Source organism: Solirubrobacter ginsenosidimutans (assembly GCF_027587205.1).
In genome coordinates, this window is record NZ_JAPDOD010000015.1 from 99,771 (window position 1) to 119,651 (window position 19,881).

Genomic DNA, 19,881 nt, shown 5'->3' on the forward strand with positions numbered 1-19,881 from the left:
GGCCCGTCCATGAGCCTGTCGGCGTCCCGTCCTTGGGTCGCACTCTCCCTATCGGCCCTCGCCAGATCGACCTTTAGGGTCAAGACCTGACATTTTTGGCCGCACAGGGCGCTTAACGGCCGATGGCCGCGCTTAGGCGCGGCCGTCGATCGAGGTGGCGGCGGGGCGGCGGTAACCGCCGCTGTAGCCGACCAACGCGGTGTGTCCGCGTTCGAGGTTTCCGAGTTTCTGCTGGGTGAACGCCCGAGCCGTCGCGACCCCCGCGTGGATCTCACGCTGGAGCTCGAGCAGGCGCTCGAGCTGTGGTCGCGCCTCGGCCGGAGGAGCGCCGAGCGCCTCAGCGGCGGTCAAGCGCTCCGCGGACGCCGCCGGGAGCTCATCCCAGCGGCCGTCGCGGACCAGCGCAAGTTCGTGTTCGGCGAGTTCAACCAGCGCGGCCCAGGGGGCCTCAGGCTTCACTGCCGGCGATCTCTGCCCAAGCCTCGCGGAGCTCGGACAGCAGCTCCGAGACCTCCTCGATCTTGGTCGGGTCCTGCTCGGCGGCCGCCTCCATCAGGTGCCGGCGGCAGAACGCGTAGATGCCCTGCAGGCGACTGGCGATCTCGCCGCCGCGGTCATGGTCGAGCGTGACGGTCAGCTCGTCGATGATCGCCTCCGCACGACGCATGCGGTCCTGCGACTGGCGGCGATCACCTTCGCGCATCGCGTAGGCGGACTGAAAGAGGAAACGGAGGCAGCCGTCGTAGAGCATCACCACGAGGCGCCCGGGGGGTGCCGTGAGGATGCTCTGCTGCTTATAAGCGGCAGATTGGTTGCCGGCGTAGGTGGCCAACGAAGGCTCCTGAGTCGGAGGGAGGGACTGGATCGGACGGTTGAACAGCGGCTGAGCCGAGTGCTTCAGGCTCATCTGAGGGAGGGCAGCGAGGAGATCTGGCTCGTGAGCCAGGCCTGCTGGGTCTGCGATTGGTTGAGCGCGGTCTCCATCGCGGTGAACTGCGCCTTCAACCGGGCCTGCGTGCTCGTCATGCGGTCGTTGAGCTTGGTGATCTGAGCGGTGAAGTCCTTCAGGGTCGTGTCATCGCTCGCCATCCGACCGGTGAGGACGCCGCTGGTGCTCGTCTGCTTGTCGACGAAGCCCGTCAGCAGCGACGAGACGCCCTTGGTCGCGCCCTTGCCCGTGAACAGGTCGCGGACCTTGGTCCAGTCGGTGTTCAGCGCGGTGGTGAGCACCGTGGAGTCGAAGGTGAGCTTGCCGTCCTTCGCCTCCTGGGTCACAGCGGCGCCCGTGGACTTGGGGATCGTGATGCCGATGTCGGCGAGGCTGGTCAGCCCGAGGCCGGTGACGACCTGGGTCATCTGGCTCTTCATCTGACCGAGCATCGAAGTCAGCCCGGAGTCGCCGAACAGCGAGCCCGCCTGAAGGCCGGACGTCGTCGTCGCCTTCGGGTCGTTCTTCTCGGTCAGCTGCGCGCGGGTGGCGGTGACGACCGCGTTGTACGCGTCGACGAGCGCCTGGACCTTCTTGCCGACGCCGGCGGTGTCGATCGCCGCGGCGGTCGTGGTGACCGACATCGGGGACGCGGTGATGCCCTTCAGCGTCAGGCGGACGCCGGGGATCGCGTTATCGACGATGTTGGATTCCGAGGTGCGCGCGACGGCCTCGCCGTCGAGCTTGAAGGAAGCGTTGAGGGTCGTGCCCGTGCGCGAATACGTGCCGTCCTCGACGATCGAGCTGCCGGCGCCCATGGCGGCCGGGTCCACCGTGAAGTCCGAGCTCTGCCCGGTCTTGCGCGAGGAGAAGACGATGCGCTCGTTGTTGGACGCGTCCTTGATCACCGCGGCGTAGACCGGGGCGTTCTCGTTGGCGTTGATCGCCGTCGCGACGTCGGACGCGGTCGCATTGGCGGCGACCGAGACCGTCACCTTGCTGGCGCCGGTCGCGAGCGGGTCGGACCCGTAGTAGAGGTCGAAGCTGCCGGCCGTCGCGCTCGGGGTGTAGGTGAACCCGTGCTGCGCGGAGGAAGCGAGCTTGTCGATCTGAAGCGTGTGGCCGCCGATGCCGGCGCCGCCGAGCAGCGCGACGTCGAGCTTGGTCGGGTCCGCGGACGACGTCGTCTGCGTGGCCTTCCAGGTCGCCGTGTCGCTCAGTGCGGCCGCGGCGGACTTGAAGGCGTCGAGCTTGGTCTTGATCGCGGAAAGGTCGTCCTTGTGGGCCTGGACCTTGACCTGCCGCATCTGGACGGCGACGACCTTGTTCTGCTCCAGCGCCATGAGCTGGGAGATGATCGAGTCGGTGTCCAGTCCGGACGCCATACCAGTCAGCGAAATGCCGGCCATCGTGGGGACTCCTTAGAGCTCTGCGCCGGACATGATGTCCAGCGCCTTCGCGGGCGGGATGGTCTTGATCACGTTGCCGTCGAGGTCGCGGACCTCGATGACGACACGATTGGACGCCTCGTCGCGCGAAAAGTGGAGTTCGCGGTTCTGCTTGTGCAATTCCTGCACGCGCTCCGCTGCCTGATCCACCATCTCGCGCGCCTGGGCCGTCGGGGCGGGGGGCACATCGCCGAGGATCGTGTCCTTGGTGTGGTCGACGTCGGTCGCTGCCGGATTCACCGCGTGCAGCGGCGAGGGCGGCATGACGGCACCGACGGACGCTGTCGCCGGGGCGGCGACCTGTTCGTACGGGGATGGGGTGAAGCGACCGATTTGCATCTCAACCCTGGTATCGGCGATCGTCGCTCGAGCTTGAATGCGCCGACTCAGCCGACGGCTGAGAAGAGCACCGCGTCATCGCTCAGTTGTTGCTTGAGCGTGCGCTTGAGCTGGGAGTGGATCTGGCAGATGCGGCTCTCCGAGACACCCATGACCTCGCCGATCTCGCGCAGGGTCAGGTTCTTCACGTAGAGCAGGACGGCCACCTCGCGCTCGCGCTGCGGGAGTGTGTCGAAGGCGCGACGGAACTTCTCCTTGGCCTCCGTGTTGGCGGCCTGGTGCTCCGGGTCCAGGCGGCTGTCGCCGTCGGCCAGCGTGTCGATGCGCTCGACGGTGGTCTCGTCGTCGGAGATCACGAGCGTGTTGAGCGACGTGACGTCAGAGACGGCGATGTCGTCCTCGCGCCGGCGAAGGTCGTCGACGGAGATCGAGAGCGCGGCGGCGAGCTCCTCACGCGCCGGGCGGCGACCGTGGATCGTCGTGAACTGATCACGCGCCTTGGCGATGTCGCGCTCCCACCGGCGCAGCGAGCGCGGGGCCCAGTCCTGACGGCGGAGCTCGTCGAGTACGGCGCCGTGGATGCGGGTCCACGCGAACTGCTCGAGCGTCGCGCCCTTCTCGGGGTCGTAACGGTCGATCGACGCGATCAGTGCCTCGAGGCCACAGGAGATGAAGTCCTCGACCTCACACCGCGCGGGGAGTTCCCGGACCTTCTTGAACACGATGTACTTGACCAGCGGCGCATAGGTCATCACCAGGCGATTGCGCACCTGGAGATCTCCTGTGGCCTTGTACTCGCGCCACAACGCGAGAGCATCCTCCGCGGAAACGCGGCGGCGGGTGCCTGGGGACGAAGTCGGCTTCATTGCAGGAACTGCGCTCCTAGAGGGAGGGACGATCAAACGGACGAAGGCTGTATCGGGCGCAGGCCCCACAACCTTCATCACCGATTTGGGGTAGGTCCCTTTCCAGACAAGCCATACGCCCACGCCAGGACCTCGGCCACGGCGGTCCACATCGCCTCCGGAACCTCCTGCCCGAGCGACAACTGCGCGAGCATCGACGCGAGCTCCGGATCGCGGTGCACGGGCACTCCGGCCTCACGTGCGCGCTCGAGAATCGAAGCGGCCAGATGTCCCTTGCCGGCGGCGACGACCTGCGGGGCGCCGTCACCGGTGTATTTCAGCGCCGCGGTCACCCGATTCTCAGGCATAGAGATCCAACGGCTCATTTCGGGGGCGGATCTTCACCGTTGTCTCCAAACCTGCGGCCTCCAATCTGGCGCGTAGACGCTCAGAGGCATCGCTGGCAATGGCGTGTGGCCGGCCCGCCGGCGTCGTGACCTCGGCGAGCAATCGCTCACCGCGCAGCTCTAGGCGCAGCTCGAGGCGGCCGAGCGTCGGCGAGTTGAACGCGAGCGAGACGACGTCCGCGGGCTCGCCGTCGGCGCCGCGGCGCCGTGCGGGCGGCTCCTCCACCTCGACCTTGGGCGGCTGCAGCTGCATCGCCGCAGCCAAGGTCGGGACCATCGGGTTCTGGGCGATCGGCGTCGCCGCCTGGGCCTGCGCCGGCTGGGTGGGCGGGGCGGGTTCGGTGGCCTGGGTCGCCGGCGCGGCCTGGGGGGTCTGCGCCGCTTCGTGCGCCGGTCCCGGCTGCGCCGGCTGTGGCGACGGTTGGGCGGTCTGCCCCGACGGGCCGGGCTGCGCCGGTTGGGCCGCTTGACCTGGCTGCGCGGGCTGTTCCGGTTGGCCGGGCTGCGCCGCCTGTCCCGGTTGCGCCGCCTGACCCGGTTGGCCGGGCTGCGCCGCCTGTCCTGGCTGCCCCGCCTGACCCGCTTGGGCCGGTTGCGCGGGCTGACCGGGCTGGCCCGCTTGACCGGGCGGCGCCTGCTGACCCGGCTGCGCGGCCTGACCGGGCTGCGCAGCCTGGGTGGGTGGGGCCGCCTGCGCCGGCTGGCCCGGCTGGGCGGTCTGGCCGGGCAGCGCCGGCTGGGTCGGCACCGCCCGTCCCGCCTGCCCGGCGGGCGGCGCGTACGTCGCCGGGCCCGCCGGCGCCTCCGGTGCGGGCTTGGCCGCCGGGCCTGCCGTTCCCGGCTGCTGCTGCGGCGCGATCCGCAGCGTCACCCGCTCCGCCGTGACCTCTTGTACCTGCAGCCTGAGCGTCGCGCCCGCCTGCACCTCGGGCGGGAGCTTCGCGGTGACGGGCACGCCGGCGATCACGATCACGGCGCCTGCCTGGCCCGTGGACGCCACACGAGCCATCAGGCTCGCGCCTTGACGGATCACGAAGCCGGGGATCTGGTTGCGCAGGAGCGCCGGGGTGACCGCGATCGGATCCATGACCTCAAGGATCTCAAGCGCAGCGCCGATGGGGTGCCCAATGGATCGAGGCCTCTATCTCGCAGCCTCCGGCATGCTCGCCGAGCAGCTGCGCCAGGACCAGATCGCGAACGACCTCAGCAATTCGTCAACGTCGGGCTACAAGGCCGAGCGCACGACGCAGCAGTCATTCGGGAACCTGCTCCTCACCAACTCCGTCACGGGCGCCACCATCGGCTCACAGAGCACCGGCGTCCAGGTCACGAACACGGTCACCGACTGGACGCCGCAGGCGCTCAAGGACACCGGCGAGCCGCTGGACATGGCCATCAACGGCGACGGCTTCTTCGCCGTTCAGACCGCCAAAGGCGTGCGCTACACCCGCAACGGCGAGTTCTCCTCCGATGCGCAGGGCAACCTCGTGACCGCGATGGGCGACCCGGTGCTCGGCCGCAATAACCAGCCGGTCAAGCTCGGCGCCGACGGCAAGGTCGATCCCCGCAACCTCAACGTCGTCCTGCTCACCAACCCCGAGAAGGTCGGCGACAACTACATCACCGGCACGCCCGGCACCCCGGCCGGACAGGTCGCGGGGTCGGTCCGCGCGGGTGCCCTCGAGGGCTCCGGCGCCAACGCCAACCAGGCGATGGTGGACATGATCGAGTCGATGCGGGCCTACGAGGCCGGCCAGAAGGTCATCCACACGATCGACGAGACGCTCGGCAAGGCCGCGTCCTCCGTCGGATCCGTCAGCAACTAAAGCCCTCCGTCCTCTCCGCCGATCTAGGTACCAATGCTCGAAGGACTCCGAACCGCAGCGGCCGGCATGCAGGCCCAGCAGCAGAAGCTGGATGCCGTCTCCAACGATCTCGCCAACGCGAACACCGACGGCTACAAGCGCCTCCGCACCGGGTTCTCGGACCTCCTGTACGAGCGCGGCGGCCGGCCGACGACCTCGGCCAACGCCCAGCTCGGCTCCGGCTCGCGCCTCGTCAACAACGGGCGCACCTTCCAGCAGGGCAACCTGCGCGAGACCGGCGAGCCGCTCAACGTCGGCATCGAGGGCGAAGGCTTCATCAAGATCAAGCTCACCGACGGACGCCAGGCGCTGACGCGTGACGGCGACCTGCACGTCGACGGCATGGGCCGCCTCGTGACCAACTCGGGCGCGTTCGTCCAGCCGCAGATCACGATCCCCAAGGGCGTCGGAGCGAGCCAGATCTCGATCGCCCAGGACGGCACCGTCCTCGCCGCCGGCCAGAACGTCGGCAAGATCGCGCTCGCCAGCGTTCGCTCACCGGCGAACCTCGAGTCCGTCGGCGGCACCAACGCCTTCGTCCCCACCGCGAAGTCGGGCGCCGCCATCGCCGCGCCCGCCGCGACCGTCCTCAAGCAGGGCTCCGTCGAGGCCTCCAACACCGACGTCGCCTCGTCGATGACGGACATGATCGAGGCCCAGCGCGCCTATCAGCTGACGTCCAAGGCGATCCAGACCGCCGATCAGATGATGGAGATCGCCAACGGGGTCAAGCGATGAGCCTCCCCGTCGTCTCCAACGCCGCGCTGCCCGCCGACGTCCGCAACGCCGGCCCCCAGGCGCAGAAGAACTACCAGGCCGCGCTCAGCTTCGAGAAGGTCCTGGTCGGCGAGCTCGTCAAGGAAATGGTCCCGAAGGACAGCGAGCTGTCGGACAGCCCGTACGCCTCGAACATGCAGGACACGCTTTCGACCGCGCTGGTCGGCGGACAAGGGCTGGGCCTCGCCCGCCAGCTTTACAAGGAGATGCAGTCGTCGTGAGCACGATCCTCGAGGCTGAGCTGCTCGTCCACCTGGACACGCAGACCAACTCCGCACGCCATCTCCTCAAGCTCGTCCTCGCCCAGGGCGCGGCCATCCGCGAGCGCGACACCGACGCGGTGCTCGCCCGCCTCGCGGACATCCAGTCCGAGATGGTCCGCCGCGGCAGCCTGGAGCAGGAGCGCGCACGGCTGCTGCAGCGCGCCGGCTCGGCCCTCGGCGTCTCCGCCACCACCGTCACGCTCGAGCGGCTGTGCACGCTCGTCACTCCGGGTGCCGCCAAGGCGGCCATGGAACGTTCGGCCGAGCTTCGCGGACTGCTGTCCGAGATCGCTCGCGAGCACGGCATCAACCGCGCCCTGATGCGTCAGGAGCTCACGTTCCTCTCGCACCTGACACGGCTGATCGGCCAGGAGCCCGAGGCCGGCTACTCCCGTCCCGGGTCAAACCCCAACGCATCCGCCCCCGCCGCGCCAGCCGTCTATCGCGCGCTCGACCTACAGGCGTAACCCCTCCAAATGCCTATTTCTTCTTTCTACGGGATGCAGACGTCGCTGCGCGGCTTGATCGCGCAGCAGCGAATGCTCGACACCACCGGCCACAACATCGCGAACGCGTCGACGGTCGGCTACTCGCGCCAGGAGGCGCTGCTCTCGGCCTCGATGGCCCAGCAGGTCACCGTCTCCGGCTCGTCCGTCGCCGTCGGCTCGCACCTCGGCTCCGGCGTCGACGTCCAAGGCTTCCGCCGCATCCGCGATCAGTTCCTGGACGCGCAGTACCGCGCCCAGAACACGAACCTGAGCGACTGGAAGTCGCGCGCCGAAGGCCTCGACTCCGCCGAGCTCTCGCTCAACGAGCCCTCCGACACCGGCATCCAGGCCCAGCTGACGAAGTTCTGGGGCGCCTGGTCGGACCTGTCGAAGTCCCCTGACGACCAGGCCGCCAAGCAGGCGCTGGTCCAGCAGGCGGGCGCGCTGACCGACGCGATCCACTCCGTGCGCTCGCAGATGTCGGACGCGCAGGCCGCAGCCACCACCCAGTACGACCAGATCGTCGGTCCTGGCGGCGAGGTCGAGAAGATCTCGACCGAGCTCGCCGGCCTTAACAAGACGATCAGCTCGTTCATCACCAACGGCGACAGCCCGAACGACCTGATGGACCGCCGCGACCTGCTGATCGATCAGCTCTCGACGTACGGCCAGGTCTCCGTCGACCAGCTCGCCAGCGGCTCGACCAACGTCTCCTTCGTCGATGGCACGACCGGGACCAAGTACCCGATCGTGACCGACCAGTCCGCGGACTGGGCCGGCCCTCCCGGCGGCGGCTGGTCTCCCGGCGGCCAGATGGGCGGCCTGCTCGCGATCGGCAAGTCCGGCGGCACGATCGACGGCTACCTCCAGAGCATGGACGACTTCTCGAACTCGCTCGCCACCGCGGTCAACAACGCGTACGGCGGGCAGTTCTTCGACGTCGGCTCGCCCGCGGGCGCCACGATCAACGTCGCGGCCCCGATCGCGGCCGCGCCGGCGAGCATCGTCTCCGGCACCGGCGCCTCGGGCTCCAACGACCTCGCCATGGCCGTCTCGCAGCTGCGCGGCAACGCCGCGATCGACGGCGTCTACAAGGCGTTCGTCGCGAAGGTCGGCGGAGACCTCAACGAGTCCACCCGCATGCAGGCCAACGCCCAGGTCCTCGCCGACTCCGTCGAGGATCGCCGCCAGAGCGTGGCGGGCGTCTCGATGGACGAGGAGATGTCCAACCTCGTGCGCTTCCAGCGCGCCTACCAGGCCTCCGCACGCGCCATGTCAACGATGGACGAGATGCTGGACGTCCTCATCAACCGCACCGGAAAGGTCGGTCTGTAGTCCCATGCGCATCACCACCTCCATGGTCCAGCGCAACGTCCTCTCGGACCTCAACACGCTGCAGACCGCACTCGCCAAGACGCAGTCCAAGGCCGCCTCCAACAAGGAGATCACGCGCCCGTCGGACGATCCGTTCAAGGCCGCTCAGGCAATGGGCATGCGGGCGAACATCGGCGCCAACGAGCAGCTGATCCGCAACATCCAGGACGCTCAGGGCTGGCAGGACTCGACCGAGTCCGCGCTGGACTCGATCACCCAGTACGTCAACCGTGCGCACGACCTGCTGCTGCAGGGCGCCACGGACACCGCCGACGCGGACTCCAAGATGGCGATCGCCAAGGAGATCGATCAGATCATCCAGGGCGTCAAGGAGACCGCGAACGCCAGCTACGGCGACAAATACATCATGTCCGGGACCGCGACCTCGGTCGCGCCGTACCTGATGGGCGACGACGACACCTACCAGGGTGACCTCGGCGGCCTGGACCCGGCCACGCCCGGCATCGTGCGTGAGATCGGCCCCGGCGTGACGATGACGATCAACTCGGTCGCGGTCGAGATCCTCGGCGACGGTCGCACCAACCCGACCGACGGCAAGCTGCTCAACCAGCTGCGCGACATCTCCGATCACCTCAAGGCCAACGACGGCGCCGCCCTGCGCGGCGGCGACATGACCGGCCTGCAGAACCGCCTCGACGGGCTGCTCGAGATCCGCGCCCGCAACGGCGCGCAGACCAACCGGCTCGAGGCCGCTCACACGCGGATCGATCAGATCAACGGCACCCTGACCGACCAGCTCTCGCAGACCGAGGACGCTGACATCGGCAAGACGCTGATCGACTTCAACTCGCAGTCCGCCGCCTACCAGGCCGCGCTGAAGGCCGGCGCGAACATCGTGCAGGCGTCGCTCATGGATTTCCTCCGCTGAGCCGATACGGCCACTAGATCCTTTCTCCACCCTCCAGGAGACCCCTGTAAGCATGTCCACCCTCACCATCGACTCTTCGCGCTTCGGCACGCTCGAGATCGCGTCCGCCGACGTGATCGAGTTCCCGGCCGGCCTGATCGGGCTCGGCGGGCGCCAGTACGCGCTCGTCACCCAGGACGGCGACAGCGCGTTCTGCTGGCTGCACTCGATCGACGACCCGTCGATCGCGCTGCCGGTCACGAACCCGTGGAACTTCTTCGCCGACTACTCGGTCGACGTCTCCGACGAGGCGTCGCAGGCGATCACGTCCGACGCGGCCGACGTCGCGGTCTTCGTGACGATCCGCGCCGGCGCCGAGCTCTCGGACTTCTACGCCAACCTGCGTGCACCGATCTTGATCGCCGACGGCCAAGGCCACCAGGTCATCAATGAGTCCCCGGACGCTCCCGTCCGCGCCCCGCTCTTCCCGGCCATCGTCGCCGCGGCCTAACCCGACCAGCTGAATCCAAGGAGGAACCATGCTGCTCATCACCCGCCGCGCAGGCGAGAAGATCATGGTGGGCGACGACATCGTCGTCCACATCAAGGAGATCGTCGGCAACACCGTCCGCGTCGGCATCGAGGCTCCGCGCTCGACCCCGATCTACCGCGAGGAGATCTGGCACGCCGTCCGCGAGGAGAACCGCGCAGCCGCCCAGGCGCCGTTCGAGCTACCGACAGCCACTCCCGCCGCCTAGCTCCCAAGGCCGCCCACCAGGGCGGCCTTTGTTTTTTGCCCGGGCGGGTAGCGTCTGCAGGTATGAACCTTGCCAAGACCGCCCGCAACGCCGCGGTCGCCGATCTCGCGATCGCCTTCGCGCGTGACCGCCTCGCGGCTCAACTTCCCGGTGTGAAGCCGCGCAAGCGGCGCCCCGGCAAGAAGACGCTGCTGATCGGCGGCATCGCCGCCACCGCTGCCGCCGCCCTGCTGCTCAAGCGCGACAAGGTGACGGCGCTGTTGCCCGGCCGCAGCGACGAGCCGTCGCCGTCGGAGCCGAGTTACACGCCGCCTCCTGTCTCCAACTACGACGCTCCTGGTCCGGTTGCGAACACCGCGACCCCGGTGCCGGCGCCACCCGCGTTCGCGTCGCCGACCATCGACGAGGCCGAGGAAGAGGCCGCCGCCGCGGCCGAGGCCGCCAACATCGGTGGCACGGTCTCCGACTACGCCGGCCCTGCCGGCGAGTACGCCACCGACGCGGAGTCGCCGCTCGCGGAGGCCGGCGAAGGCGAGTCCGAAGGCGAGGAGCAGACCGATCTCGAGCTGCGCGAGGCCGCTGAAGACGACGAGGACGGCCTCAGCCCCGAGCAGGCGCAGATCGAGGAGGCGATCGACGATGCCGCGAATCCGCTCGCGGGCGAGGAGGCCGACCCCGGCCGCCCGGGCGGCGACCCGGAGTGGCGGACCTGGTCCGGCCGCACCGAGCAGTAGGCGTGAAAGTGGGGCGGGAGACCGCCCCGACGCGCCGAAGTTAACCCGCGCCTTGCCCGCATCGGCCACAATAGGAGCGAGTTCTCGATGAGCACGCTCGTGGGCATGCAGCTCAGTGGCCGCTACCGGCTCGACGCCCAGATCGGCGCCGGCGGTATGTCGACGGTCTACAAGGCGTTCGACGTCAACCTCGAGCGCCGCGTGGCCATCAAGCTCCTGCACCGGGAGATGTCCGCGGACTCCGATCAGCTGGAGCGCTTCAGGCGCGAGGCGCGGGCGGTCGCGCAGCTCTCGCACCCGCACATCGTGGGCGTGATCGACGCCGGCGAGGACGAGAACCGGCCCTACATCGTCTTCGAGTACGTCGAGGGCGAGACCCTGAAGGACCGGATCCGGCGGCTCGGGCGGCTGCCGGTGGACGAGGCCCTGGCCTACGCGATCGAGATCGCGCGAGCGCTCGGCTGCGCGCACGCGCACGAGATCGTGCACCGCGACGTCAAGCCCCAGAACGTCCTACTGGACCCCGAAGGCTCGGCCAAGGTCACCGACTTCGGGATCGCCCGCTCGCTGCGCGACGACGGCCTGACCGCCGACGGCCGGGTCCTCGGCACGACCGACTACGTCTCGCCCGAGCAGGCGCTCGGCCACGACGTCGACGGCCAGTCGGACATCTACTCGCTGGGCATCGTGCTCTACGAGATGCTCACCGGGGACGTCCCCTTCCACGGCGAGAACCAGATCTCGGTCGCGATGAAGCACGTCCGCGAGGACATCCCGGACATCCAGCGCATCCGCCCCGAGGTGAGCGCCACCACCGCGGCGGTGCTGGACCGCATGACCGACAAGGACCTCGCGCACCGCTACGCCGACGTCCCGTCGCTGATCGCCGACCTCGAGGACGCGCTCGCGCTGGAAGCTGCCCGCCAGGGCACCTCGACCGGCGAGGCGACCGCGGTCATCCGCACGCTCCCGGCCCGCGCCCGCCGCCGGCTGCCGTTCCGGATGCGTCACTCGCTGCCGGTGCTGGTGATCATCGGCCTGATCGCCGTCGCCGTGGCGATCGTGGTCATCGTCTCGCGCGAGGTCCCGCCGCGCGTCGAGCGCGGCACCGGGCCCGGCCGGATCGAGCAGTCCACGCCCACCGGCACCAAGGTCGTCTCGGTCCCGCGCGGGTCCGCCCACGACTACGACCCGCTGGGCGACAACGAGGAGCACAGCGAGGAGTCCAGCCGCGTCGTCGACCGCGACGACGGCACCGCCTGGACGACCGAGAGCTACCAGGACGGGCTCGAGGGCGCGGGCAAGTCCGGCGTCGGCATCTACATCGACGCCAAGCCCAAGGTCGCGGCGGTGCAGATGCAGATCGACACGCCCCAGCCGGGCTTCAAGGCGACGATCTACGCCGCCCCGCCCGGCGCCGTGCCGAAGTCCGTGCCCGAGGGCTGGACGAAGGTCGGCGCCGGCACGGTCTCGACCTCCAACAAGCGCATCAAGCTCGACACCGGCGGGACCGAGTACCGCTACTACCTGGTCTGGATCACGAAGCTCGCGCCGGGCTCGACCAACGCCGAGATCTCAGAGATCCGCCTCTTCCAGGAAGTCGCGGCCTAGAGGCCCCGCACGTCAACTGCGCCGGGCGTGGTGCCGACATCCCCGTCCGTGCCGGGCCTTCCGGTGATCGGTTTCGGCGAGCAACGAAGTCATGCGTGAAGGGGGTCCAACTCGACCAGTGCGAACCTGATCGAAACCCGCGATCCGTCCCTCAAACGCGCATGGTCGACCATGGCGAGCGGGACAGCGCGAGTGCGGGACACACTGACCAGCCCACGCCCGTAACTGTCGGTATCCCGGCACCACACTTCGAGCCAACAGAGCCGCGCCGAGCGGCGAACGACGGCGAGTCAGACCCGGGGGGTGCGCCACTCCCCCTCCCCACCCGGCGCAGTTGACGTTCGTCCCTCTAGAACGCGACGGCGCGTTCGGTCTCGAAGCGCTCGATGGCGAGCGCCAGCAGGCGATCGCAGAGGGCCGGGAACGAGAGGCCTGAGGCCTCCCAGAGCTTGGGGTAGACACTCGTCTCGGTGAAGCCCGGCAGCGTGTTGAGCTCGTTGACCAGCACCCGCTCGCCGTCCTCGACGAAGAAGTCGACCCGCGCCAGGCCCGAGCATCCCACCCGCACGAACGTGTCGCACGCGAGCCGTCGCACCTCGCCCAGGACGTGCTCCGGGAGCCGCGCCGGCGCCACCAGCTCCATGCCGCCCGGCTGGTACTTGGCCTCGTAGTCGTACCAGTCGGACCCGGTGAGGACGATCTCGCCCGGGATCGAAGCGTCGGGCTCGCCGTTGCCGAGCACGGAGCACTCGACCTCCATGCCCGCCGAGAAGCCCTCGACGATCACCAGCGAGTCGTGGGCGAAGGCCGCGTCCAGGGCCGGGCCCAGCTCGGACTCGGACCAGACCTTGGCGATCCCGACCGAGGAGCCCAGGCGGGCCGGCTTGACGAACACCGGGGTGCCCAGCACGGCGAGCTCACGCGTCACGGCCTCGGGCTCGGCCTGCCAGCGCGCCAGCCGCACGCCCGCGTACGGGACCTGGGGAACATCCGCGGCGGCGAGCACCTCTTTGAAGACGATCTTGTCCATGCACAGCGACGACGCGAGGACGCCCGCGCCGACGTAGGGCACGTCGAGCAGCTCGAGCAGGCCCTGCAGCGTGCCGTCCTCGCCGAACGGACCGTGCAGCACGGGGAAGACGACGTCGGCGCCGAGCAGGCCGCCGCCCGGTCGCAGCGAGAGCTCTGCGCCCTCGAACACCCACGCGCCGCCGCGCTCGATCGTCACCGGCAGCACCTCGTGGCCCGCGGCGACGACGCCTGCGCGAACCGCTGCGGCGGAGCTGAGGGAGACGTCGTGCTCGGACGAGCGCCCGCCCGCGAGGACCGCGACCTTCATCCGACGGTCGGGGTCGGCGTCGGAGTCGGAGTGGGCGACGCCGACGGCGTCGGCGTGGCGCCGTTGGAGCCCAGGAAGATCGTCACGGTCGCGCCCGTCGAGCGGGGCGTGCCCGCCGCGGGGTTCTGGTCGCTCACGCGATCCAGGTTGTCCGGGTCGGGGCGGGTGCGGACCTGCACCTTGAAGCCGGCCTTCTCCAGGATGGCGGTGGCCTCTTCCTCGGTTGGATGATCGGTCGTCACGTCTGGCACCTTGGGTCGTTCGGCGGCCACGGTCAGCGTGACCGCGGCGCCCTTGTTCACGCTCGTACCCGAGGGCGGATCCTGCTCCATCACGGTTCCGGCCGGTTGCGTCGTCTCCTGCTCGGTCACGTCGGCGGTCAACCCGAGCTGCTCGAGCTGCGCCACCGCGTCCGCCTGCTGGAGCCCGACGACCTTCGGGACCGTGATGCCTTCAGAGCCCTGGGAGATGGTCAGGGTGACAGTCCGGCCCTTCGTCAACGATTCGCCGGCCTTCGGCGAGGTCGAGATGACGTCGCCCTTGGCCACCGAATCCGAGAACGCGTCCTTGGTCTTGGTCTTGAACCCGGCCGCCGTGACCGCATCCACCGCATCGCTCTCGGACTGCCCGACGACGGCCGGAACCGGGGCCTCGCCCTTACCGGAGGAGATGAACGCCGTGACGGTCGAGCCCTCCTTGACCCGCTCGCCCGCCGCCGGGTCCTGCTTGATCACCTCGTCGCGCGGGACGTCGTCGGACACCTGCGCGACGAACGTGATCTCCAGGCCGGCGCGGTGGGCGACGTCGGCCGCCTCGCTGGCGGTGCGCCCCTTCAGGCTCGGGACGTCGACCTTGTTGCCCGCGATCGTCAGGTACGCGCCGAGGGCGATCGCGGCCAGCGCGAAGATCACCAGCGCCCAGACCCACCAGCGGGTGCGGCGCCGCTCGTCCTCCCACGGCTCGCCCGGCGCCGGCTCCATCACGATCTCCCGCGTGGGCGCGTGGCGGGCGCGTTCGAGCGCGGCGATGAACTCCTCGGCGCTCTGGAAGCGCCGCGCAGGGTCCTTCTCCAGCGCGCGCATCACGACCGCCTCCAGCGCGGGCGAGATGCCGCGCTCCAGCTGACCTGGCGGGACCGGGCGCTCGTTGATGTGCTTGATCGCGATCGAGATCGGCGCCTCGCCGTCGAACGGCACCTGGCCGGTCAGCAGCTCGTAGAGGACGACGCCGGCCGAGTAGAGATCCGCGCGGCGGTCGACCGGCCGGCCCTCGGCCTGCTCGGGTGAGAGGTACTGCATCGTGCCGACGATCGCGCCGGTCTGGGTCATCTCGGACGTCTCGCCGGCCCGGGCGATGCCGAAGTCCGCCACCTTGGCCTGGCCGTCGGCATCGACGATCACGTTCTGCGGCTTGACGTCGCGGTGCACGATCCCGCGCCGGTGCGCGTAGCCGAGCGCGCGCAGGACCTGCTCGGTCAGGCCGACCGCGATGTCGGCCGGCAGCGGCCCGCGCTCGGTCACGAGCTCCTTGAGCGTCTTGCCGTCGACCAACTCCATCGCGATGTACGGCGTCCCGTCCCACTCCGAGCGGTCGAAGATCGCCACGATGTTGGGGTGGGTGAGGCCGGCGGCGGCCTGCGCCTCGCGGCGGAAGCGCTCGTGGAACTCCGGGTCCTCGACGAAGCGCCCGCCCATCAGCTTGACGGCCACGCGGCGACCGAGGACCTCGTCTTGGGCGCACCAGACCTCGGCCATCCCACCGGCGCCGAGGCGCCGCTGCGCCCGATAGCGGCCGTCGATCAGCGTGTCGCGGGCGACCGTGTGCATCTACTGCCCCAGCGCCTGCAGGACGCGCTTGGCGATCGGCGCGGCGACCGTCCCGCCCTGACCCTTCTCGTGGTCGATGACGACCGCGACGGCGTCCTTGCCGGCGAAGCCGATGAACCAGAGATCGTTGATGCCCTGGGCGATGTTGATCTCGGCCGTGCCGGTCTTGCCGGCCACCTCGACGCCCTCGAGCGCCGCGGCGGTACCCGATCCCTCACGCACGACGGACTTCATCATCGTCGTCAGCTTGGCGGCGCTCTCCTCGGACATGACGCGCTCGGCCTCCTTGGGCAGCGGCGTCTCCACCGTCCGGCCGTCAGGATCGATGACCTTCTCGACGAGACGCGGCTCCATCCGCATGCCGCCGTTGCCGATCGTCTGCGCGACGGTCGCCATCTGGAGCGGCGTGACCAGGAGTAGCCCCTGGCCGATCGCGGTGCGCCCGACGTCGACGCGGCTGGAGCTCATCGGCAGGATCGTGCCCTTTCGGTTGGGCCCGCTCGTCGACATCTGATCGCGCGGATAGTCCATCGGCGGCTTCTGCCCGAACCCGAAGCGGTCCATGTACTCCTGCATCGTCTTGCGCCCGAGCTTGACGCCGACCTCGGCCCACACGGTGTTGACGGAGTGGGTGAGCGCGTCGGTCAGCGTGATGTCCCCGAAGTTCTCCCCGCCGAAGTTGTTCAACACCGTGCCCGAGATGACCTTCCCGTTCTTGCCGCTGACCTTGGAGTCCGGCTGGTACTTGCCGGAGTCGATCGCCGCGGTCGCCGTCACGGTCTTGAACGTCGAACCGGGCGGATACAGGCCCTGGGTGGCGTTGTTGAAGGTCGTCGTGCCCTTCTTGCCGGGGTCGGCAGGGTCGAAGGACGGCGTCCCGGCGAGCACCCGCACGGCGCCGGTCTTGACGTCGAGGGCGACCACGGCGCCCTTGTGGCCCTCCAGCGCGTCGAATGCGACCTGCTGCGCCTTGGGATCGAGCGTCGTCTGCAGGTTGTCGCCCACCCGGTCCTTGGAGATGATCGAGTCCAGTACGCGGCTGAGCTCCTCCTTGCGGCCGGTGAGCGCGTCGTTGTACTGCTTCTCCAGGCCGGAGCGCCCGAACTGGACGCTGTCGAAGCCGACGGCCTGGGCGAACAGCTTCCCCGTCGGGTAGCGGCGGGTGTAGCGCTTGCCGGAGAGCGACGTGCTCCCGGCCAGGACCGTGCCGTCGGCCGCCCGGATCACGCCCCGCTTGATCTGCTGCTCCTCGAGCACGACCCGGCTGTTGTTGTTGTTCTCGCGCAGCCGCTGCGCCCCGAACACGGCCCAGCGCGAGCTGAAGCCCACCAGCACGGCGAACATCACCGCGAAGAGCGCGAACAGCCGGAAGATCGGCGCGTTCATGACTGCCCCGGCCGCCGCGCCCGGTTGGAGATCAGCAGCAGCAGCGCCAGCAGCACGAAGTTGGCCACGATCGAGGACCCGCCGTAGGAGATGAACGGCAGCGTGACGCCGGTCAGCGGGATCACGCGCGTGACGCCGCCGATGATCACGAAGACCTGCAGCGCCATCACCGCGGTCAGACCGGTCGCGAGCAGCTTGCTGAACGAGTCCGTCGCCAGCGTCGCGATCTTGAACCCGCGCTCGGCGATCAGCAGGTAGGTGAGGATCACGCCGCAGCCGCCGACGAGCCCGAGGTCATTGACGATGACCGCGTAGATCATGTCCGTCTGCGGCGCCGGCAGCAGCGCCGCCCCGTCGGGGAGGTTCAACAGCGCCGCGCCCAGCCCCTGCCCGAAGAGCCCGCCGTCCGCCATCGAGAAGAGCCCGTTGGCGATCTGGTAGCCCGCGCCGTGGTACTGCGGGAACGGATCGAGCCAGATGTCGATCCGGTCCTGCACGTGCCCGACCGTCGTGGCGAAGAACCACGCCCCGGCGCCGAACAGCAGGAGCCCCACCACCACGAAGCTGAGCCGGTTGGTCGCGACGTAGATCAGTGCCAGGAAGGCGCCGAAGTACATCAGCGAGGAGCCGAGGTCGCGGATGAAGACGAGCATCAGCATCGCCGCGCCCCAGACCACGAGCAGCGGGCCGAGATGCCGGATGCGCGGGATGGTCAGGCCGAGGAAGCGCCGCGAGGACTGCACCAGCACCTGCCGCGTGTCCCGCAGATAGGCGGCGAGGAAGATGACGATCGCGATCTTGCCGAACTCCGCGGGCTGGAACGAGATCGGCCCCAACTTGACGCCCAGGTAGGCGCCGTTGACCTGCTGGCCGATCCCGGGCACGCGCGGCAGGACGAGCAGCGCCAGGCCGAGGAACGCGATCGTGTACCGGTAGCGCTCGAGGATGCGGAAGTCTCGCAGCGCGATGATCGTGATCACGAACGCGATCAGCCCGATCACGAACCACTGCGCCTGATCGCGCGCGAGGGTCTCGTCGATCCGGTAGACGACCACCAGCCCGAAGCAGGCGAGCACGGCGACGAGCGGGAACAGGTACGGATCGGCGTAGGGCAGCGTGAAGCGGATCACGAGGTGCCCGGCGAAGCACAGGCCGAGGAAGATCGCGCCGTAGGTCAGCGAGACGTTCGAGAGCACGGCCGAGCGCTGGATGAAGATCGCCGCGAAGCCGGCAGTCAGCAGCAACGACGCCGGGATCAGCGCCAGCAGCTCGCGGTTGCGCGCGCTCATTTAGAAAGTCGTCCCTCTTCGGCGGCCTTCACCAGGCTCTCGGCGTCGTCCTTGGCGCGCAGCTTGTGGTCCGTGAAGGTCGCGCGGCGCGCGGCAGGGAGGCTCTGGAGGGTGACGCCTGAGGCGCGAACCGGAGAGTAGAGCCGGATCCCGAGCGGAAGGTCGTACGGAAGCCCGTGATAGAGGGTGACGACGTTGCCGCGGGATTCGTCGACGCCGACGAAGAAGACCTGACGCGTTGCGAGCCAGAAGGCCACCAGAAGGCCCAGAAGGCAGCTGACGGCGATCAGCTTGCCCGGCGAGAACCACCGGCGGCGCCGGCGCTTCGGCGGGGTCGGTGGGGCGTGGGCGTGCCCCTCTTCGATCGGTTGAGCGCGCGGGCGCACCGCGGAGAGCGCGACGGTCCCCGAGGCGCGGTACTCCGCCTCGGCCTCGTCGCTCGCCCGCGTCGCTCCCTGCGTGTGGCCCGTCTCATCCCAGCGGCGCGTGCTGCCCTGCGGGCGGCTCACGCCCTGGCGAGGCTGGGCGACGGCCTCGCCCTGGAAGGTGTTGTACTCACGTGTGTCCTCATCGACGATCGAGGACGAGGCCGCGTCGGAGGCGGACGCCGGACCGTCGATCTCCTCGAGTGAGAAGAGGATCACGGTGATGTTGTCGCGCCCGCCGGCGGCGTTGGCAGCGGCGATCAGGCCGCGGCCGAGCTCCTCCAGCGTCCCCGTGTGGTCGATCAGCAGCGGCTTGAGCTTGTCCTCGCGCACCATCGACGTCAGCCCGTCGCTGCAGACCAGGAACAGATCGCCGCCGCGGGCGCCGTATTCCTCGACGTCGACCATCACGTTCGGCTCGGGCCCGAGCGCGCGCGTGATCACGGAGCGCTGCGGGTGCGTCTCCGCCTGCTCCTCGGTCAACTTGCCGAGACGCACGAGGTCGCCGACGAGCGAGTGGTCGTCGGTCAGCCGCTCGAGCTCACCGTCGCGCACCCGGTAGCAGCGGGAATCGCCGACATGCGCGACCGTCACCGAGTTCCCGCCCACGTAGGCGGCGGTGACCGTCGTGCCCATGCCGGCGCGCTGGGTCTCCGAGCGCGAGCGAGCGTGGATCCGCTGGTTGGCCGTCTCGATGATGCGCACCAGCGCGTCGGCCGGTGACTCCCCGTCCGGGACGCCGCCGTCGAAGGCCTCGACCGCCATCTCGGACGCGACCTCCCCGGACTGGGCGCCGCCCATGCCGTCGGCCACCACGAAGAGCGGCGCGCGGACGAAGTAGTTGTCCTCATTGCCCTGCCGTTGCAGGCCGAGGTCGGAACCGTGCCAATGATCAGCGATTCGCAGCATGC

At 69.5% G+C, this 19,881-nt stretch carries 22 protein-coding genes; 10 read left to right on the forward strand and 12 right to left on the reverse strand.

Annotated elements, in window-relative coordinates; translation table 11 throughout:
- Window positions 1-132: 132 nt before the first annotated feature.
- The 7 genes from fliT to OM076_RS16980 all read right to left on the reverse strand — a co-directional run bounded on the left by fliT (window position 133) and on the right by OM076_RS16980 (window position 5,054).
- Window positions 133-459, reverse strand: a complete 327-nt coding sequence (fliT, locus tag OM076_RS16950) for a flagellar protein FliT (RefSeq protein WP_270041212.1) — start codon at window positions 457-459, stop codon at window positions 133-135.
- A complete protein-coding gene (fliS, locus tag OM076_RS16955) occupies window positions 449-832 on the reverse strand; it encodes a flagellar export chaperone FliS (RefSeq protein WP_270041213.1) in 384 nt (127 codons plus the stop codon). Before fliS ends, fliT begins: the two co-directional genes overlap by 11 nt.
- A 71-nt stretch (window positions 833-903) precedes the next feature.
- The gene (fliD, locus tag OM076_RS16960; protein ID WP_270041214.1) at window positions 904-2,313 is read right to left on the reverse strand and encodes a flagellar filament capping protein FliD; all 1,410 of its coding nucleotides are present in this window, start codon (window positions 2,311-2,313) and stop codon (window positions 904-906) included.
- Window positions 2,314-2,349: 36 nt separating this feature from the next.
- Window positions 2,350-2,715 (reverse strand): flagellar protein FlaG, encoded by a 366-nt coding sequence (locus OM076_RS16965; protein ID WP_270041215.1) that lies wholly within the window; start codon window positions 2,713-2,715, stop codon window positions 2,350-2,352.
- A gap of 47 nt (window positions 2,716-2,762) precedes the next feature.
- Window positions 2,763-3,521 carry a sigma-70 family RNA polymerase sigma factor gene (locus OM076_RS16970; RefSeq protein WP_270041216.1) on the reverse strand — a complete coding sequence of 253 codons (759 nt, stop codon included), beginning with the start codon at window positions 3,519-3,521 and terminating at the stop codon, window positions 2,763-2,765.
- A 137-nt stretch (window positions 3,522-3,658) separates the two neighbouring features.
- On the reverse strand, window positions 3,659-3,913 hold the full coding sequence (locus OM076_RS16975; RefSeq protein WP_270041217.1) for an EscU/YscU/HrcU family type III secretion system export apparatus switch protein: 255 nt from the start codon (window positions 3,911-3,913) through the stop codon (window positions 3,659-3,661).
- Between the two features lie 7 nt (window positions 3,914-3,920).
- Entirely contained in the window at window positions 3,921-5,054 is a 1,134-nt protein-coding gene (locus tag OM076_RS16980; RefSeq protein WP_270041218.1) for a hypothetical protein, read from the reverse strand.
- Window positions 5,055-5,094: 40 nt separating this feature from the next.
- Here OM076_RS16980 and OM076_RS16985 point away from each other — a divergent pair, with 40 nt between their 5' ends.
- From OM076_RS16985 to OM076_RS17030, 10 genes are all read left to right on the forward strand, one after another.
- Window positions 5,095-5,793: a flagellar hook-basal body protein gene (locus OM076_RS16985; protein WP_270041219.1), complete on the forward strand. Its 699-nt coding sequence runs from the start codon at window positions 5,095-5,097 to the stop codon at window positions 5,791-5,793.
- 33 nt (window positions 5,794-5,826) lie between these two features.
- On the forward strand, window positions 5,827-6,570 hold the full coding sequence (locus tag OM076_RS16990; RefSeq protein WP_270041220.1) for a flagellar hook-basal body protein: 744 nt from the start codon (window positions 5,827-5,829) through the stop codon (window positions 6,568-6,570).
- Entirely contained in the window at window positions 6,567-6,830 is a 264-nt protein-coding gene (locus OM076_RS16995) for a hypothetical protein (RefSeq protein ID WP_270041221.1), read from the forward strand. The genes OM076_RS16990 and OM076_RS16995 overlap by 4 nt, the downstream gene beginning before the upstream one ends.
- Window positions 6,827-7,339, forward strand: a complete 513-nt coding sequence (gene flgN, locus OM076_RS17000) for a flagellar export chaperone FlgN (RefSeq protein WP_270041222.1) — start codon at window positions 6,827-6,829, stop codon at window positions 7,337-7,339. The genes OM076_RS16995 and flgN overlap by 4 nt, the downstream gene beginning before the upstream one ends.
- 9 nt (window positions 7,340-7,348) lie before the next feature.
- On the forward strand, window positions 7,349-8,695 hold the full coding sequence (gene flgK / locus OM076_RS17005) for a flagellar hook-associated protein FlgK (RefSeq protein WP_270041223.1): 1,347 nt from the start codon (window positions 7,349-7,351) through the stop codon (window positions 8,693-8,695).
- A 4-nt stretch (window positions 8,696-8,699) separates the two neighbouring features.
- Window positions 8,700-9,623 (forward strand): flagellin N-terminal helical domain-containing protein, encoded by a 924-nt coding sequence (locus tag OM076_RS17010; RefSeq protein WP_270041224.1) that lies wholly within the window; start codon window positions 8,700-8,702, stop codon window positions 9,621-9,623.
- Window positions 9,624-9,675: 52 nt separating this feature from the next.
- Entirely contained in the window at window positions 9,676-10,113 is a 438-nt protein-coding gene (fliW, locus tag OM076_RS17015; RefSeq protein ID WP_270041225.1) for a flagellar assembly protein FliW, read from the forward strand.
- Window positions 10,114-10,141: 28 nt separating this feature from the next.
- A complete protein-coding gene (gene csrA, locus OM076_RS17020) occupies window positions 10,142-10,360 on the forward strand; it encodes a carbon storage regulator CsrA (RefSeq protein WP_270041226.1) in 219 nt (72 codons plus the stop codon).
- Window positions 10,361-10,422: 62 nt separating this feature from the next.
- The gene (locus tag OM076_RS17025; protein ID WP_270041227.1) at window positions 10,423-11,094 is read left to right on the forward strand and encodes a hypothetical protein; all 672 of its coding nucleotides are present in this window, start codon (window positions 10,423-10,425) and stop codon (window positions 11,092-11,094) included.
- Window positions 11,095-11,181: 87 nt separating this feature from the next.
- A complete protein-coding gene (locus OM076_RS17030) occupies window positions 11,182-12,705 on the forward strand; it encodes a protein kinase domain-containing protein (RefSeq protein ID WP_270041228.1) in 1,524 nt (507 codons plus the stop codon).
- A 349-nt stretch (window positions 12,706-13,054) separates the two neighbouring features.
- Here OM076_RS17030 and OM076_RS17035 read toward each other — a convergent pair whose 3' ends face one another.
- The 5 genes from OM076_RS17035 to OM076_RS17055 are packed head-to-tail and all read right to left on the reverse strand — an operon-like array spanning window position 13,055 to window position 19,879.
- The gene (locus OM076_RS17035) at window positions 13,055-14,044 is read right to left on the reverse strand and encodes a D-alanine--D-alanine ligase family protein (protein WP_270041229.1); all 990 of its coding nucleotides are present in this window, start codon (window positions 14,042-14,044) and stop codon (window positions 13,055-13,057) included.
- Window positions 14,041-15,870, reverse strand: coding sequence for a Stk1 family PASTA domain-containing Ser/Thr kinase (locus OM076_RS17040; protein ID WP_270041230.1), 1,830 nt, complete (start codon window positions 15,868-15,870; stop codon window positions 14,041-14,043). Before OM076_RS17040 ends, OM076_RS17035 begins: the two co-directional genes overlap by 4 nt.
- Entirely contained in the window at window positions 15,871-17,256 is a 1,386-nt protein-coding gene (locus tag OM076_RS17045) for a peptidoglycan D,D-transpeptidase FtsI family protein (protein ID WP_270041231.1), read from the reverse strand.
- The gene (locus OM076_RS17050) at window positions 17,253-18,545 is read right to left on the reverse strand and encodes an FtsW/RodA/SpoVE family cell cycle protein (RefSeq protein WP_270041232.1); all 1,293 of its coding nucleotides are present in this window, start codon (window positions 18,543-18,545) and stop codon (window positions 17,253-17,255) included. The genes OM076_RS17045 and OM076_RS17050 overlap by 4 nt, the downstream gene beginning before the upstream one ends.
- Entirely contained in the window at window positions 18,542-19,879 is a 1,338-nt protein-coding gene (locus OM076_RS17055) for a Stp1/IreP family PP2C-type Ser/Thr phosphatase (RefSeq protein WP_270041233.1), read from the reverse strand. Before OM076_RS17055 ends, OM076_RS17050 begins: the two co-directional genes overlap by 4 nt.
- Window positions 19,880-19,881 lie beyond the last annotated feature (2 nt).

Coding starts and splice junctions, on each gene's coding strand:
- flgK (WP_270041223.1), top strand. CDS start 7,349: ATGCCTATTTCTTCTTTCTACGGGATGCAGACGTCGCTGCGCGGCTTG.
- fliD (WP_270041214.1), bottom strand. CDS start 2,313: ATGGCGTCCGGACTGGACACCGACTCGATCATCTCCCAGCTCATGGCG.
- OM076_RS17025 (WP_270041227.1), top strand. CDS start 10,423: ATGAACCTTGCCAAGACCGCCCGCAACGCCGCGGTCGCCGATCTCGCG.
- OM076_RS17045 (WP_270041231.1), bottom strand. CDS start 17,256: ATGAACGCGCCGATCTTCCGGCTGTTCGCGCTCTTCGCGGTGATGTTC.
- fliW (WP_270041225.1), top strand. CDS start 9,676: ATGTCCACCCTCACCATCGACTCTTCGCGCTTCGGCACGCTCGAGATC.
- OM076_RS16980 (WP_270041218.1), bottom strand. CDS start 5,054: ATGGATCCGATCGCGGTCACCCCGGCGCTCCTGCGCAACCAGATCCCC.
- OM076_RS17055 (WP_270041233.1), bottom strand. CDS start 19,879: ATGCTGCGAATCGCTGATCATTGGCACGGTTCCGACCTCGGCCTGCAA.
- OM076_RS17030 (WP_270041228.1), top strand. CDS start 11,182: ATGAGCACGCTCGTGGGCATGCAGCTCAGTGGCCGCTACCGGCTCGAC.
- OM076_RS17010 (WP_270041224.1), top strand. CDS start 8,700: ATGCGCATCACCACCTCCATGGTCCAGCGCAACGTCCTCTCGGACCTC.
- OM076_RS17035 (WP_270041229.1), bottom strand. CDS start 14,044: ATGAAGGTCGCGGTCCTCGCGGGCGGGCGCTCGTCCGAGCACGACGTC.
- OM076_RS16985 (WP_270041219.1), top strand. CDS start 5,095: ATGGATCGAGGCCTCTATCTCGCAGCCTCCGGCATGCTCGCCGAGCAG.
- OM076_RS17040 (WP_270041230.1), bottom strand. CDS start 15,870: ATGCACACGGTCGCCCGCGACACGCTGATCGACGGCCGCTATCGGGCG.
- OM076_RS16965 (WP_270041215.1), bottom strand. CDS start 2,715: ATGCAAATCGGTCGCTTCACCCCATCCCCGTACGAACAGGTCGCCGCC.
- csrA (WP_270041226.1), top strand. CDS start 10,142: ATGCTGCTCATCACCCGCCGCGCAGGCGAGAAGATCATGGTGGGCGAC.
- OM076_RS16990 (WP_270041220.1), top strand. CDS start 5,827: ATGCTCGAAGGACTCCGAACCGCAGCGGCCGGCATGCAGGCCCAGCAG.
- OM076_RS17050 (WP_270041232.1), bottom strand. CDS start 18,545: ATGAGCGCGCGCAACCGCGAGCTGCTGGCGCTGATCCCGGCGTCGTTG.
- OM076_RS16995 (WP_270041221.1), top strand. CDS start 6,567: ATGAGCCTCCCCGTCGTCTCCAACGCCGCGCTGCCCGCCGACGTCCGC.